We start from the raw sequence: 13,602 nt of genomic DNA, 5'->3' as shown, positions 1-13,602 counted from the left end.
TGGATATAGTTTTAAAACTCCAATGGCTAATAGGTGACAGCCTATTAGCCATTTTGTGTATATTGACCTAGGAGGTCCTATGAAATTTGGTTTACTTGGCCGTACGTTGGGCCATAGCTTTTCCCCACGCATCCACAATGCTTTGGGAAATACTAATTATGAATTATTTGAACGAGAACCGAGTCAACTGCAAGAGTTCTTCGCAAATCCAGAATTACAAGGTATTAATATTACCTTCCCTTACAAGGTTAATGCCCTTGAGGCTTGCGATGTAGTTGACCCTCGCGCGGAACGCATTGGCTGTGTAAACACGATGGTCCGTAAAGACGGCAAATGGCATGGTTACAATACAGACTACGATGGATTTGTATTCACCCTAAAACACGCTGGTATCGATGTATCTGATAAGGAGTGCATCATCCTTGGCGATGGCGCATCTTCTGCTACCGTTCACGTGGCTCTTGAAGATCTAGGTGCTAAGAGCATCACGCATCTATCCCGTAAAACAGCTCCGCTCTATACCGATGCACCTAATTACTACGAAACAGCACAGATTATCATTAACTGCACTCCTATCGGGATGTATCCGCATAATCCGGCTAGCCTGATAGATATTATGCAATTTTCCAAATTAGAAGGCGTTGTAGATCTCATCTACAATCCGCGCCGTACAGTTTTGCTTTTACAAGCAGAAATGATGGATATTCCACACTGTGATGGTCTACCTTTCCTCGTAGCACAAGGCGTTGAGGCAGCTAATCATTTTCAAGGTGAAAGCTTTGGCACCAACGAAATCGAGCAAATCTTGCGAGATATGCGCCGTGAAAAGGAAAATATCATCCTCATCGGTATGCCTGGTGTTGGGAAAACAACAGTTGGCAAGGCAATCGGCAAAGAGATGGGCCGTACTTATATTGATGTCGATCAAGAGTTAGCAAAAGAAATCGGTGATATATCCACATATATTACGGAACAAGGGGAAGCAGCATTCCGTGAAAAAGAAGCAGAAATGATTGCAAAATTAGGCACAGAAACTGGCCTTGTCATCTCCACTGGTGGCGGCTGTGTAACAGTACCTAAAAACTATGTACATCTACGTCAAAATGGTCGTATTTACCAATTAACGCAGCCTGTAGAAAAGCTATCTACCTCGGGTCGTGTCCTATCTAGTGGCGGCATAGAACGTTTACGTGAACTCGAAGAAACTCGCACTCCAATGTATGAAAGCTTTGCACAATGCATCGTGGAACATAATCGCAATGCACCAGAAACAGTGGCGGCTATACTAAAAGACTTTGAAGCAAGCTTATTGTAAGAGTTTATATAACGGTATTCATAAGATTGTTTCCTCTATATAAGTAAGGGCTTCTACATCTATAAAAGTAAGAGCATTTACATCTGTATTTCTAGATAAAACTAAAACTCATATCATGACATCAATGATATAAACTGAAAAGCAGTAGCTATCCTCAGGGTAACTACTGCTTTTTTTATGTCTCCTATGTATTATATATATTGGTAGAAAATCGCTTTAGCAATTACAATGTAATTACACAAAGAATTTAAAATAGCTTTCACCATGGAACTATCAAAATACAATGAACAAATTTCTATAAGCAATAGTCTTAACGTGACGACCATAAATAGGAGACATTATGAAAACCGTAAACCTACAAGTCCGCATCAACGAAGATCTAAAACAAGAAGTATCCAGTATATTGAAAGCACAAGGTCTATCCTATACCTCCATGTTAGACGCACTATTTCGTCAAATCATTAAAGAACGTCGCATTCCGTTTGCCATTGCATTACCAACGGCACCTATAGATGAAACACCTACACCAAGCACACTCAACAACGGCACCTATGAACAACCACAAACTACATTAAAAGCCTCAGATCATATAGGTGCATATGGTACACCAAGAGAAGAAAATCAAGAAATATCCTTCGATACAATCGATAAGACAGGAGTTCTTAACATCCGTATCAATCCTAAAGTTAAGACACTAACAACAGCTATTCTAAAAGAAATGGGATTAACCATGTCACAAACAGTTACACTTGTATCTAAACAAATACAATTTAATAAGGATATTCCACCTACTATCCTCCGTCCAGAATGGATTGATGCTATTAATAATGATTTCTGGACTGAAGAAGATTTAACTACAAGAATACAATTAGGGCTAAATCAAGCAGAAAAAGAAATTGGTGAACCTGCGGAAAAAATTTTTAATGAACTCCTTGAAGATTTATAAATTTGGAGAGCTGAAATGAAGTATACAGTAATTATGACGCCTACAGCTAAGTCTGATATAGTAAATCTCAAAAGTTCACTAGAACAACAGATTATAGATTCTTCCTTTATTAGAAAAGAATTAAAGTTGATTTATCAAAAAATTTCTTCATTAGCTATCTTTCCTGAACGTTATCCTATTGTAAATAGTAATACCAATTACAGAAAATTATCATACAAAAAATATCTTATTCTATATAAAGTCATTAATAATAACATATATATTTTTTATATCCGCCCTTCAAAAATGAATATACTACAAGAAATACAAAACATATAAAAAAGTCGGCTTTCGCCGACTTTTTTAATGCACTTTTACGCGTTTATGTTGTTGTTCGTCAAATACACCATCTACATCTATGGTATCTAGAATTCGTTTTAAAGCATGTACATCGATTTGCCCTGGTGCCGATGCTTTACCAGCAGAGGCAAAGGTCATGGCATTTCCAAATAGAGCACCTGCAGTGCGTGTAACAGCACCTAGTTCTCCCATTGCCATCGTAATAATTGGATCCGAAGGATACAAAGCTTTCACTTCAGCCGTTGCTTCAAGTAGCGTCAATACATCACCAGTTGTGTGAGGCATAACGGCAATTTTTGGCACATCGGCCAAGAACTCTTTCATTTGAATAAGTCGATTTACAATGACTTCACGACTCGGCGTACAATGGAAATCATGGTTGCTCATGATAATAGTGATTCCATGAATCTTAGCAAACTCTATCGTTTTAAGCATTCTATCTTGATCAAAAAACAGCTCAATATCGATAGCATCCACCAATCCTGTAGGAATCAAACGTTCTAGCATTGTAAAGTAATCTTGTGTAGAAATCGTTCTTTCCCCACCTTCACCTTTTGTGCGCCATGTAAAGAGCAATCCACGACCTTTCAGTTGTGGCTTGATGAGCATTAATAGTTCAATAATAGCATCAATGGAGTGGGCCCGCTCGAAATAGTCAATGCGTAGCTCTACTATGTGACACGGTGTATTACATGCTACTGCGGTGGCATCCAGAATCTCTTTCATTGTTGTGCCCACAATAGGCACGCATATTTTTGTACCCTTTTCTCCGAGTACAGTATGACCGATACGGACCATAATAACTCCTTTCTGTCCCACACGGTGAGACTAGTGACTTACCTTAAACTAACTATATACCAATATTTTTGTAAAAGCAATCAATCGGCCCATATTGGATTGCTATTCACTAAAAACGTATGAAAGCCTACTATTATGCACTAAAACAGTATTCTTAGATTAACGATTAACATCACTTTTTCTTATACCCTAGATTAAGACCTCTTACCAATAAACGGTCTGTATCTGAAAGCCTCGTATTATAAAAATAGCCTAAAAAAGTAAAAGCTCCTTACCAATATATATTAGTAAGGAGCTTGTTAGACTCTAATTCACACACTATATTTATCATGTTGTACGGATAGTTTCCGTGATTGGAATCCCATATAGAGTAATAACAAACCTGTAATACTAAATACATAGGATATCCCAATGTAGGTAGATACAATACTTGCGAACACAGGCCCTACCATAGAACCGAATTGTTGAGCCGTCGTCGTCATACCAAACATGCGACCTCTAAAGCCTGGTTCTGTATTAAGAGTTACGGCTGCACTCAAAGATGGGTTGATGCCCACAATACAAGAACCAATTAGCACTTGTAGTACACCAAACCACCAAATACCTACTGGTAAGCTTTGAAGTAAGAGAACAACACCACTACCAAGCATACAGTAGGAAATGGTTCTAAAGTACCCACGACGCTCACCGAGGCGCACCCATATATTGGTCGTTAAGGAACCGGCTAAACCACCGATACTGAGGATTGTACCTGAAATGATGGCTGCCCCTTCCATAGTGCCTTGCATATCACCTACATAAAGCGCCAAAATAGGCTGTAGCATCATGATGACACATTGCATAAAGAAGTAAATCCATAAAAGTCTTACTAATACAGGTTGTTCTTGAACCGACTTAAAATCTTCTCGCAAGGATGTAGCTTTTACCGGCTGTTTGGACTGCTCCTTAGAAGTTGTATTTTCAACTTCTAGTTTTGGTTCTTTTACAAGAAACAATACCGCTAAAGTAGCAATGAATACGGCTATACCAGATATATAAAATACAGGGCGCATACCTACAACACTTTCAACGGCACCGCCCAAAAATGGACCGACGACATTACCTAAAATTAGACCTGTTTGGAATATGCCGAGGGCACGGCCTACCTGTTTTTCATCCACACTGAGGGAGACCATGGTCATCGCTGCAGGATAGAAACCATTAGCGAACCCAACTAAGGCACGCCCCATTAACAATTGATACTGATCCGTTACCATGCCGATGAGAACATAACTGACAGCAATGGCAAAACCAGCGCGCAAAGCCATCCGCTTTTTCCCTTTATTATCTGCAATTTTGCCCCAAATTGGCGCCATAATGCCAGCGATTAGGAATGTAATACCAAAGACGAGACCAGACCAAAGTGCCACATCATCCTTTGGAACACCGAGTTCCAATAAATATATTGGCAAAAAAGGAATTATCATTGTATAACATATGGCTAGCACCGTCATACTAGTTGTGATAATCCACACGTTGCGCATGCCACCTCGAGCATCATATACACTTGTACTCATGGTACCCTCCCTTCCGCATAAAATCGTTTAGATAAACTAATATACACATAAATCACTTTTAATTACAGTTCCATTTAAATTACGATTCTACTTAGATTTCAATCTATGTTACTATTCATAAGATGTTATTACATTTTAATTTCATATATAAAGAAGAGCCGCATACGAAACGCGACTCTTTCCATAAAAAATACCTAAAATATAGGTATACAATGTAGTAATCCTCAAAGATTATTCAAACTAAAGTTTTCGGACTATCAATTATTCCGTAGGAAATTTGTGATCCATTACATCTTGCAAGGAAACATGTTCCATAACATGTCGGAACTCATCTTGTAAATACTGCCACAATGGAGCTGTCAAGCAGTCATTAAACATAGGACACGGTTCTACATCATCTTCTAAACAAGACACGAGAGCAATGGAGTCCTCTGCGGCATATAAAATTTCATATACATTGTATTCAGCCGGAGATTTCACCAAACGATATCCTCCATATTTACCACGTCCACTTTTAACAAGGCCCGCGGAGGATAATCGAGATACAATCCCCTCTAAATATTTATCGGAAAATCCTTGGCGTTCTGCAATCTCACGAATTGGTACATTTTTTTCTACTCCATGTTCTGCAATATCCGCCAATATCCGTAAGGCATAACGCCCTTTTGTAGATATTTTCATAAGTTAACCTCTATATCATTCATAATATATTAATAGTATATCACAAATTCATACAAAAAATGGTGGGAAATATGATACACTATACATATATCGAAATATCTTTATTTAGGTATGATTTTAATTTCATATAGGGAGGATTTTATCTAATGTTAGATAAATTATTTCAACTCAGTGAACGTGGTACAACCGTTAAAACAGAGATTTTAGCAGGTATCACTACGTTTATCACGATGGCGTACATCCTATTCTTGGCGCCAAACATTCTTAGTCTTGCAGGTATGGATAAGGATGCGGTCCTCATTGCCACAGCCTTAGGTGGAGGTCTTGTGACGATTGCTATGGGTTTATTCGTAAACTACCCAATTGCTCTCGCTCCAGGGGTTGGCCTCTTGGCATTTTACTCCTTTACCGTAGTTCTCGGTATGGGCGTATCTTGGCAAACAGCATTAGGTGCGGTATTCATTTCTGGTCTCGTTTTCCTCGTATTAACATTGACATCAATACGACAAATGATCGTTGAAGGTATCCCAGCCTCCATGAAAATTGCCATTACCGTTGGTATTGGTCTTTTCATTTCTATCATCGGTTTAAAGTTATCCGGCTTGATGGCTATCTCCATAAGTTTGTCTCCAAACTCCTTGGGTCAAGTCGTACAGACACATGGTAATCTAGTCCCTCCAGCATCTGAAGCACTTTTGACGCTCGGTAATTTGCACAGTGGTGAAACATTGTTGGCACTATTCAGCCTCATCTTTACAGCTTTATTGATGGCTCGCAAAATTCAAGGTTCCCTCTTGATTGGCGTTTTAGTAACAACAATCATCTCCTATGCGACAGGCATTTCCACAATGCCTGAGAACTTCACCGTATTAGCCGTTCCTGATTTCTCCAAAGCAGCATTCTTGCAATTAGATATTCCTGGTGCTCTTCACATGGGCTTAATCACGATTATATTCTCCTTCACATTTGTAGAATTATTCGACTCTATGGGCACTTTGATTGGTACTGCTACAGAGGCGAAAATTGCAGATCCTAAATCTGGTAAATTCCCGGGTCTTGGTAAAGCCATGACCGTAGATGCTATCGGTGTTAGTGCCGGTGCATTGCTCGGTACTTCTACAATTACGGCTTTCGTTGAAAGTGCGGCAGGTGTAGGGGCTGGTGGCCGTACAGGTTTAACAGCTGTCACAACAGGCGTACTTTTCTTAATTTGCTTATTCTTGGCTCCATTGGTATCCTTGGTTCCAAATGCAGCCACATCTCCTGTTCTTATCATCGTAGGTGCCCTCATGTTAGGTGCCATTCGCAACATCGACTTCGATGATTGGACAGAAGGCTTCCCTGCATTCCTCGTTATCGTATTAATGCCGTTCACATATAGCATCGCTAACGGTATCTCTGCAGGTCTTATTGCATACCCTCTACTCAAAATTATTGCGGGCCGTGCAAAAGAAGTTAACTGGATTATGTACGTATTGTCACTACTTGTTATCATCCGTTATGTATTCTTCTAATTAACGTATGCCCATAATTATGCTATTAGTGAAAGCTACTTTATATTCGATAGCTATACAATCACTAATACCTAAAAACAAAATATATGTAAATTACATCCACTAAAAGAACCCATCTCCAAAGATATTACCCTAATATCTAGGAGATAGGTTCTTTTTATTATGTGTTATTTTATAGTAAATACTAATATCGTATAGCCTCACCAAATTATGATGCTATAGTTATAGTTTCTTATTACTGTTTCTTATTAACGAATTGTTTTTACACCGATTAAGTCTGTACGACTTGAATCAATATTTTTTAATGGTACTACATGTTCTTTATAAAACTCTGCTTCAGATGCTTTCACAGGCACTTGAAAGAACAAGAAATATGCCATGTTATCCTTGCTCCACATAATACTGCGAACTAAGCTCTTATCTAAATTACCTGTATACTGCACATCACCTGTTGGCGTAGAGTCAATCCACTGTACGTCATGGTATTCCGTTGGAACATATTCTTTAGGCCATACAGTATCCTTAGAGTAACTCATGCGGAAGGCCATAACATGATTTACCCAACGGCCGCTATGTTCTTTGTACTCTTTATCTTGCTTCCAATATACAGTTTCTAATACATCATTATCATAAAAATGTGTAGCATAGTATGTATAGCCAAGAGGCAAGTAACTTGGTACAAATACGTCATACGGCATCTTACGAGATGCATCCGTTACACCGCTTGGTAAGCCGATGGATTTATTCGTAAGTATAGGCCACTCAGAATTCGTATGTGTGCGCAATGGCAGTCCAATAGATTCAAAATGAGGTCTATCTTGTTCTCCATTTTGTTTAACACTTTGCGCATTATTGCCTTTAACATTTTGCTTATCATTTCGGTCACCACGTAATCTAGTATCATCAGAAGCCACATTACTTAACGACCCTACTGAATCTACAATTTTGCTTACATAGTTTTGGTTTCTTGAGGAAGCAAAGTAAAGCATATTAACTTTGTTATCTTTTTCCCAATAAGCAATTTGAACAGAATCGTTGCTAGAGCCTAAAGTATGTACAGAGATTCCATTAGGGGTAGTAAAGCTAACGGCATCATCAGCATTGTATTTTGTCTTTTCCAAAATAGGCTTTACTACGGTATCGATAGCCCACCCCATACGATACACAATATCTGTATTAGAGAAGGTTAATTTCTGACCATATTCTCCATTATGGCCCGTTTCCGTATACACGATTTCTAATACGTCATGATCTCTTGACTTTACATCGCGTACTGCATAATCTTCAGGCATATAAGACGGAATTTGTAAATTATATCCAAAATAATTAGTAGTTGCCTCAATATTACGCTCTAGGATATCACCATTATCAAGTTGATCATACCACCGATAGCGATTCATTAGTTCTTTATTCTTTTCCACTGTATCAGTGGTAACTGTATGTCCATTTTCATCCACTAAAGGAGATAACGCACTAACTGATTGTACTCCAAAGCTGCCTATCACGGTAGCTAATATTCCCATGGCTAATAATGATTTTGTTATTTTCAATCTCATAATTTCTGCTCTCTCTAAATTTAGATATTTATAAGTATATATTACCGAAGTAATCATTTATCTATTACATTTTTTAACTCACATCACTGACTTTCAAGAGTATTACGTACCATTAATAAATCACACCAGTCTATGCTTTCATAGGCACTACATGTTCCTCTTTTATTTCTTCAATTGTTTTAGGTGTTGTCGGATAGTTACCAACTAGTTCATAACGAGAGCTATCAATACTCTTCAACGGTACTACATGCTCTTTATAGAATTCCGCATCAGCCTCTTTCACCTGTTCTAAGAAGAATAGAGAATAAGCCATGCCATCCTTCGTCCACGAAATGCTGCGAACCATATGTGTTTCAGGATTACCTGTATAATAAACCTCACCAGAGTCACCTGGTTTAGACCATTCAAGATCGCCATACTCAGATGGAATATATGGCGTATCTCTCACGGCATCCAAGGAATATCCCGTTCTATAAGCCATAATACTGTCTATATATTTTTTCCCATCCCGATAGATAGTCACACCTTTTTTGTAATATACAACCTCTAATACATCATTTTGATCTTGACGCGCTGTATAGAGTTGATAACCATAAGGTATATAACTAGGTGCCTTAACCTCATACGGCAGTTGCTGTGCAGCTTCTACTATTCCTTTCCAATTACGAGCCCCTTCTTGCGTTTTCATAGGCCACTCTAATAAAGTCTTTCTTGGTAATGCTTTGATTGCTGAATCAGGATGAACTCTAGGCATATCAAATGTAACGGCAGCGGAAACACCAACATTATCGGTAGATATTGAATCATTAACAACATCAGCTGAAACATATCCTGCACACAATAATCCTACAGCCATAGCAGACAAAACGGACTTAAATAGAAGCTTCTTCATGATCTCTCCTTTTATAAAAAATTGATATATACTTTACACATATAATGATATATTTTCTTATTTATATCAAAAACATGCTGCCGATTCTGTTGCCCTAGCTACTTCATAAAACTTTTATCTTTCCTATTGTGAAAGTATAGTTATGAGCCATTAGCTGCTTTAATTCTAACTAGTTATACATAATAAAACATCCTACTAAACGCTATATTACAATAGAGTTCAATAGGATGTTTTGTTATTATTTAGTTAATGGAGGCATAATAATATCTTGTTCAAGCTGTCTTCGTCTCTTTGCGGTATAGTCTACAACTTTAATTTGAACGACGCCCACAGAGTTTACCATGGCATCAGTAAAGGGAAATTCTCGACCAGTCTGATGCTTCATTAATACTTGTAAACCATGATCCTTTTCATCAACACGCTCTAAGTAGGTAGCCTCTCCTCGGCCCATCACACTAGAATAAACTGAGCTATATTTACAAGGAATATCTCCACCTGATACGAGGGCCTCATCATTACCGTCAATTTCGATAAATACATGGGGGTTCACTTTAATCAAATTAAACTTCTTCCCCTCATGATAGCCATGTACATAGATGTAGAGTATATCATCTACAATTTCATAACCGAAATGTAAAGGTACCACGTAAGGATAATCACCATCCATCATACCTAAGTGAATGATGCGAGTGCTACTTAAAATGCCCTTAATTTCATCTATATTTGTAACCATACGATCTTGACGTCTCATAATAGCCTCCACAAGAATCGGAAAATTAATACACCTTACTCTTCATGTAATCTGCCAAGAAGATGTTTAAATTGAGCCTCATCACTATTCAGCTTTCCGAAAAAGATTTCATCAATCTCTTCAACTAATGGGACTGCCTTTTGTAATATTGCACCGCCCTCTTCATTTAAAAGAACAGCTTTCGCACGTGTATCTCTAGAGTGCTCTTTTCGCTCTACAAAACCACGTTTTTCCAATAAACTCAATATTTGAGATACCGTCATAACATCTATCCCTGAAAGTTTTGAAATCATAACTTGTGTAACTTCGTTATCATGTTGTGATAGATACGCAAGAGATGCTAAAACAACAAATTGAGGATGTGTTAAGTTCAACTCTTTTAACGCTTGTTTTATAGTAAAATGCCATTTATTGTACACCCTCATGAACAATAATCCTGTTGATTTTTCTGAATTGTCTTTATATTTTGATGTAAACAAACAGCAATCACCTTATCTTTCTAAACAGTTTTTTAGAATAAATATAGATTGGGGAACATCTGAAAAAACTTGACTTAAAAATTCTAAATGTTGCTTATCTTCACTTTCTAAGCTTACAGTGTGTTTTACATTTACACTTCCGTCATGATTATCAATTATTTGATGTCCGAAAAGAATAGCACCAAATGGAGTTTCAGTCTTATCCCAAAACTCTTCAAAAGGTTTTACAAGAGTAAGTTGATATTCCATAGGTGGTATACCTTCAAGCTCCATTGTACCACATGAACCGGTCTCAAATTTACCGTTTAATGTAATATTTTTTAGATCCTCTTCCCAGTCATACCATTTTTCGATATTCGCATAATACGTCCACACAGCTTCTTTTGCCGCTTTTATTTTCAAACTAAAACTAAATTCCATTTTATATCCTCCTTTTATTATAAGTATACTTATTATAAATTATTTTATATTATTCGTCAATAAACTTCATAAAAAAAGAATATTCTTTGCTTTTATCAATATAAGGATATACTCTATCAGAAAATCATATCATCTTTTGTCTACTGTAAAAATACATTTGACTTTTTAGAATAGATACTGTATTATAAGAAAATAGTTTTATAGATTCTATAGATTATGAAAGTTATGGTTATCCATGGCTTTTTATGTTTATAGATAGTTTGTAGAAAAGAGGTCTTTATTATGTCTGATACTCATCAGTTAAAACGGGGTCTTAAGAACAGGCATGTACAGTTGCTCGCTATCGGCGGTGCTATTGGTACAGGTTTATTCTTAGGCTCCGGCCGCGCCATTCACTTGGCTGGTCCATCCATTATATTCGCCTACCTAATAACAGGTGTTATTTGCTTCTTTATTATGAGAGCACTAGGCGAATTACTGTTATCTAACCTAAACCACCACTCTTTTATCGACTTTGTAGAAGATTACTTAGGGGATCGAGCAGCATTTATCACGGGATGGACATACTGGTTTTGCTGGCTTTCACTAGCCATGGCAGACTTAACGGCCGTAGGCCTCTACATGCAGTACTGGATACCGTGGCTACCCCAATGGATACCCGCCTTACTCGTTTTAATCGTCTTGTTGTTAATGAACTTGACAGCTGTAAAACATTTCGGCGAAATGGAATTCTGGTTTGCCTTGATTAAGGTAATCGCTATTATCTCTCTTATCATCATCGGTATCATCATGATTGTTACAGGTTTTACTACAGATGCTGGCGTCGCCGCCTTTAGTAATATGTGGAATTACGGAGGATGGTTTCCGAATGGAACGATGGGCTTTATCCTATCATTCCAAATGGTTGTATTTGCTTTCACAGGCATAGAACTCGTAGGTTTAACGGCTGGCGAAACAGAAGATCCTGAAAAGGTTATTCCAATGGCCATAAACAATATTCCATTGCGTATTATTTTATTCTATGTAGGCTCTTTAGCCATCATCATGAGTATTTACCCTTGGACTGCCGTTAACCCTGCTGCAAGTCCATTTGTGGCTGTATTTACCGCCGTTGGTATTACAGCCGCTGCAGGTATCGTAAACTTCGTTGTTCTTACCTCTGCAGCATCTGCTACAAACTCCGGTATCTTCAGTACTGGTCGTATGATTTACGCCTTGGCAAAACGCGGTCACGCCCCGAGTTCGATGCGCCGCTTGACTCACAGCAGTGTGCCATACCAAGCAACGATTTTCTCGGCAGCCGTATTATTGATTACGGTTGTACTCAACTACGTAATGCCTGAAGCAGTATTCGTTATGATTACATCAATCTCTACGTTCTGCTTTATCTTTATTTGGGCCATGATGGTTATTTGCCATCTCAAATATCGCAAAAAAAATCCTGATGTAGTGGCACAGTCTAAATTTAAAATGCCTCTATACCCAGTAATGAATTACGTTATCCTCGCGTTCTTCGTTTTCGTTTTAGCCATTCTAGCCTTAAACGAAGATACGCGAATTGCCCTCTTGTTCACACCAATTTGGTTTATTATTCTTTGGGCCTTCTACTCCATGCTTAACACGGACGATGAAGATGCCCTTGGGGAAGAACTCATCGAAATGGCAGGCGTAAAAGAACTTTACAAAAAACCTAAAAAAGACGATTCCGATGATTACGTAATCTAACAAAAAAGCTCGTGCTATGCACGAGCTTTTCTTTTACTTCATTGACGGGAAGTTTTGTTGTTCATATTGTTGTAGATATGCTGGTAAGTTACTTGTATCTTCATTGTAATTAAAGATAGTCTTAATGCGATAGCCTTCTTGAGTGATTATGATATCAATAGAGGATGGTACTTCTTGATCATTCTGTTGCAAGTGATTAACTAATTCTTGCAAGGCCTCTGTTTGATGTAAAGAACCGGCCATATATTTACCCTTGGATAGACCTGTATTTCTAATGACTTGGCCATTGTATACTTGACCTCTATTATCTTTGTAATAAAAGCGTACAGCATCCTTATCTCCCGTAGGAACAGCTTTAATATAAATGGTCTTCCAATTCTTTTTAATCATCACTTTTGTAGCTTCTGCTAAATTATTAGACAAACGTCGTGTTTCTTTATTTGTTGATTTAGACACACCATTAACCTGTTGAATTTCATCATTCATAGGCATATCAATAGGTGCCACTACTGGATCTTGTTCTACCTTTTTTGCATCTGCAGGCTGAACCGCGAACATACCAACAACCGCCATTACAGCTAATGCGGTAAAAGCAATTTTTTTCATTCCATCTCTCCTTAGTTAGGATAC

At 37.9% G+C, this 13,602-nt stretch carries 14 protein-coding genes; 5 read left to right on the top strand and 9 right to left on the bottom strand.

All coding sequences use genetic code 11. The features are described 5' to 3' along the window. The first annotated feature begins 79 nt into the window (after window positions 1-79). The 3 genes from E7K77_RS07550 to E7K77_RS07540 all read left to right on the top strand — a co-directional run bounded on the left by E7K77_RS07550 (window position 80) and on the right by E7K77_RS07540 (window position 2,579). A complete protein-coding gene (locus E7K77_RS07550) occupies window positions 80-1,315 on the top strand; it encodes a shikimate kinase (protein WP_325306140.1) in 1,236 nt (411 codons plus the stop codon). Window positions 1,316-1,655: 340 nt separating this feature from the next. Beyond that, window positions 1,656-2,261, top strand: a complete 606-nt coding sequence (locus E7K77_RS07545; protein ID WP_004694948.1) for a type II toxin-antitoxin system RelB/DinJ family antitoxin — start codon at window positions 1,656-1,658, stop codon at window positions 2,259-2,261. 15 nt (window positions 2,262-2,276) lie between these two features. After that, the gene (locus E7K77_RS07540) at window positions 2,277-2,579 is read left to right on the top strand and encodes a type II toxin-antitoxin system RelE/ParE family toxin (RefSeq protein WP_008602295.1); all 303 of its coding nucleotides are present in this window, start codon (window positions 2,277-2,279) and stop codon (window positions 2,577-2,579) included. 24 nt (window positions 2,580-2,603) lie between these two features. Here E7K77_RS07540 and aroD read toward each other — a convergent pair whose 3' ends face one another. The 3 genes from aroD to E7K77_RS07525 form a co-directional block, all read right to left on the bottom strand. After that, complete coding sequence (aroD, locus tag E7K77_RS07535; RefSeq protein WP_008714845.1) at window positions 2,604-3,398, bottom strand: type I 3-dehydroquinate dehydratase; 795 nt, start codon at window positions 3,396-3,398, stop codon at window positions 2,604-2,606. 311 nt (window positions 3,399-3,709) lie between these two features. Further along, window positions 3,710-4,954 (bottom strand): MFS transporter, encoded by a 1,245-nt coding sequence (locus E7K77_RS07530; protein WP_038125678.1) that lies wholly within the window; start codon window positions 4,952-4,954, stop codon window positions 3,710-3,712. A gap of 261 nt (window positions 4,955-5,215) precedes the next feature. Further along, entirely contained in the window at window positions 5,216-5,635 is a 420-nt protein-coding gene (locus E7K77_RS07525; RefSeq protein ID WP_004694942.1) for an RrF2 family transcriptional regulator, read from the bottom strand. A 146-nt stretch (window positions 5,636-5,781) separates the two neighbouring features. Here E7K77_RS07525 and E7K77_RS07520 point away from each other — a divergent pair, with 146 nt between their 5' ends. Then, the gene (locus E7K77_RS07520) at window positions 5,782-7,149 is read left to right on the top strand and encodes an NCS2 family permease (protein ID WP_287508088.1); all 1,368 of its coding nucleotides are present in this window, start codon (window positions 5,782-5,784) and stop codon (window positions 7,147-7,149) included. A gap of 248 nt (window positions 7,150-7,397) precedes the next feature. Here the strand turns inward: E7K77_RS07520 and E7K77_RS07515 are convergent, their stop codons facing one another. The 5 genes from E7K77_RS07515 to E7K77_RS07495 all read right to left on the bottom strand — a co-directional run bounded on the left by E7K77_RS07515 (window position 7,398) and on the right by E7K77_RS07495 (window position 11,247). Continuing rightward, window positions 7,398-8,705: a hypothetical protein gene (locus E7K77_RS07515; protein WP_287508090.1), complete on the bottom strand. Its 1,308-nt coding sequence runs from the start codon at window positions 8,703-8,705 to the stop codon at window positions 7,398-7,400. Window positions 8,706-8,835: 130 nt separating this feature from the next. Next, window positions 8,836-9,597 carry a hypothetical protein gene (locus E7K77_RS07510; RefSeq protein ID WP_287508093.1) on the bottom strand — a complete coding sequence of 254 codons (762 nt, stop codon included), beginning with the start codon at window positions 9,595-9,597 and terminating at the stop codon, window positions 8,836-8,838. Between the two features lie 238 nt (window positions 9,598-9,835). Beyond that, the gene (locus E7K77_RS07505; RefSeq protein ID WP_004694934.1) at window positions 9,836-10,348 is read right to left on the bottom strand and encodes a pyridoxamine 5'-phosphate oxidase family protein; all 513 of its coding nucleotides are present in this window, start codon (window positions 10,346-10,348) and stop codon (window positions 9,836-9,838) included. Window positions 10,349-10,383: 35 nt separating this feature from the next. Further along, complete coding sequence (locus E7K77_RS07500) at window positions 10,384-10,773, bottom strand: MarR family winged helix-turn-helix transcriptional regulator (protein WP_287508095.1); 390 nt, start codon at window positions 10,771-10,773, stop codon at window positions 10,384-10,386. Between the two features lie 66 nt (window positions 10,774-10,839). Continuing rightward, window positions 10,840-11,247, bottom strand: coding sequence for a polyketide cyclase (locus tag E7K77_RS07495; RefSeq protein WP_287508097.1), 408 nt, complete (start codon window positions 11,245-11,247; stop codon window positions 10,840-10,842). Between the two features lie 282 nt (window positions 11,248-11,529). Here E7K77_RS07495 and E7K77_RS07490 point away from each other — a divergent pair, with 282 nt between their 5' ends. Continuing rightward, entirely contained in the window at window positions 11,530-12,972 is a 1,443-nt protein-coding gene (locus E7K77_RS07490; RefSeq protein WP_004694928.1) for an amino acid permease, read from the top strand. Between the two features lie 33 nt (window positions 12,973-13,005). Here E7K77_RS07490 and E7K77_RS07485 read toward each other — a convergent pair whose 3' ends face one another. After that, on the bottom strand, window positions 13,006-13,578 hold the full coding sequence (locus E7K77_RS07485) for an immunity protein YezG family protein (RefSeq protein WP_287508098.1): 573 nt from the start codon (window positions 13,576-13,578) through the stop codon (window positions 13,006-13,008). Window positions 13,579-13,602 lie beyond the last annotated feature (24 nt).

The sequence above is a fragment of the Veillonella parvula genome (assembly GCF_032577575.1).
In the GTDB taxonomy this organism is placed as follows: Bacteria; Bacillota; Negativicutes; order Veillonellales; family Veillonellaceae; genus Veillonella.
Note: the sequence above shows the minus strand (reverse complement) of the source record. Positions and strands in the feature narration are given on the sequence as shown.

Bases quoted from the DNA above. Each gene is read 5' to 3' on its own strand.
- E7K77_RS07490 (WP_004694928.1), top strand. From the start codon at position 11,530: ATGTCTGATACTCATCAGTTAAAACGGGGTCTTAAGAACAGGCATGTA.
- E7K77_RS07545 (WP_004694948.1), top strand. From the start codon at position 1,656: ATGAAAACCGTAAACCTACAAGTCCGCATCAACGAAGATCTAAAACAA.
- E7K77_RS07505 (WP_004694934.1), bottom strand. From the start codon at position 10,348: ATGAGACGTCAAGATCGTATGGTTACAAATATAGATGAAATTAAGGGC.
- E7K77_RS07510 (WP_287508093.1), bottom strand. From the start codon at position 9,597: ATGAAGAAGCTTCTATTTAAGTCCGTTTTGTCTGCTATGGCTGTAGGA.
- E7K77_RS07500 (WP_287508095.1), bottom strand. From the start codon at position 10,773: ATGAGGGTGTACAATAAATGGCATTTTACTATAAAACAAGCGTTAAAA.
- E7K77_RS07520 (WP_287508088.1), top strand. From the start codon at position 5,782: ATGTTAGATAAATTATTTCAACTCAGTGAACGTGGTACAACCGTTAAA.
- E7K77_RS07485 (WP_287508098.1), bottom strand. From the start codon at position 13,578: ATGAAAAAAATTGCTTTTACCGCATTAGCTGTAATGGCGGTTGTTGGT.
- E7K77_RS07495 (WP_287508097.1), bottom strand. From the start codon at position 11,247: ATGGAATTTAGTTTTAGTTTGAAAATAAAAGCGGCAAAAGAAGCTGTG.
- E7K77_RS07540 (WP_008602295.1), top strand. From the start codon at position 2,277: ATGAAGTATACAGTAATTATGACGCCTACAGCTAAGTCTGATATAGTA.
- aroD (WP_008714845.1), bottom strand. From the start codon at position 3,398: ATGGTCCGTATCGGTCATACTGTACTCGGAGAAAAGGGTACAAAAATA.
- E7K77_RS07530 (WP_038125678.1), bottom strand. From the start codon at position 4,954: ATGAGTACAAGTGTATATGATGCTCGAGGTGGCATGCGCAACGTGTGG.
- E7K77_RS07515 (WP_287508090.1), bottom strand. From the start codon at position 8,705: ATGAGATTGAAAATAACAAAATCATTATTAGCCATGGGAATATTAGCT.
- E7K77_RS07525 (WP_004694942.1), bottom strand. From the start codon at position 5,635: ATGAAAATATCTACAAAAGGGCGTTATGCCTTACGGATATTGGCGGAT.
- E7K77_RS07550 (WP_325306140.1), top strand. From the start codon at position 80: ATGAAATTTGGTTTACTTGGCCGTACGTTGGGCCATAGCTTTTCCCCA.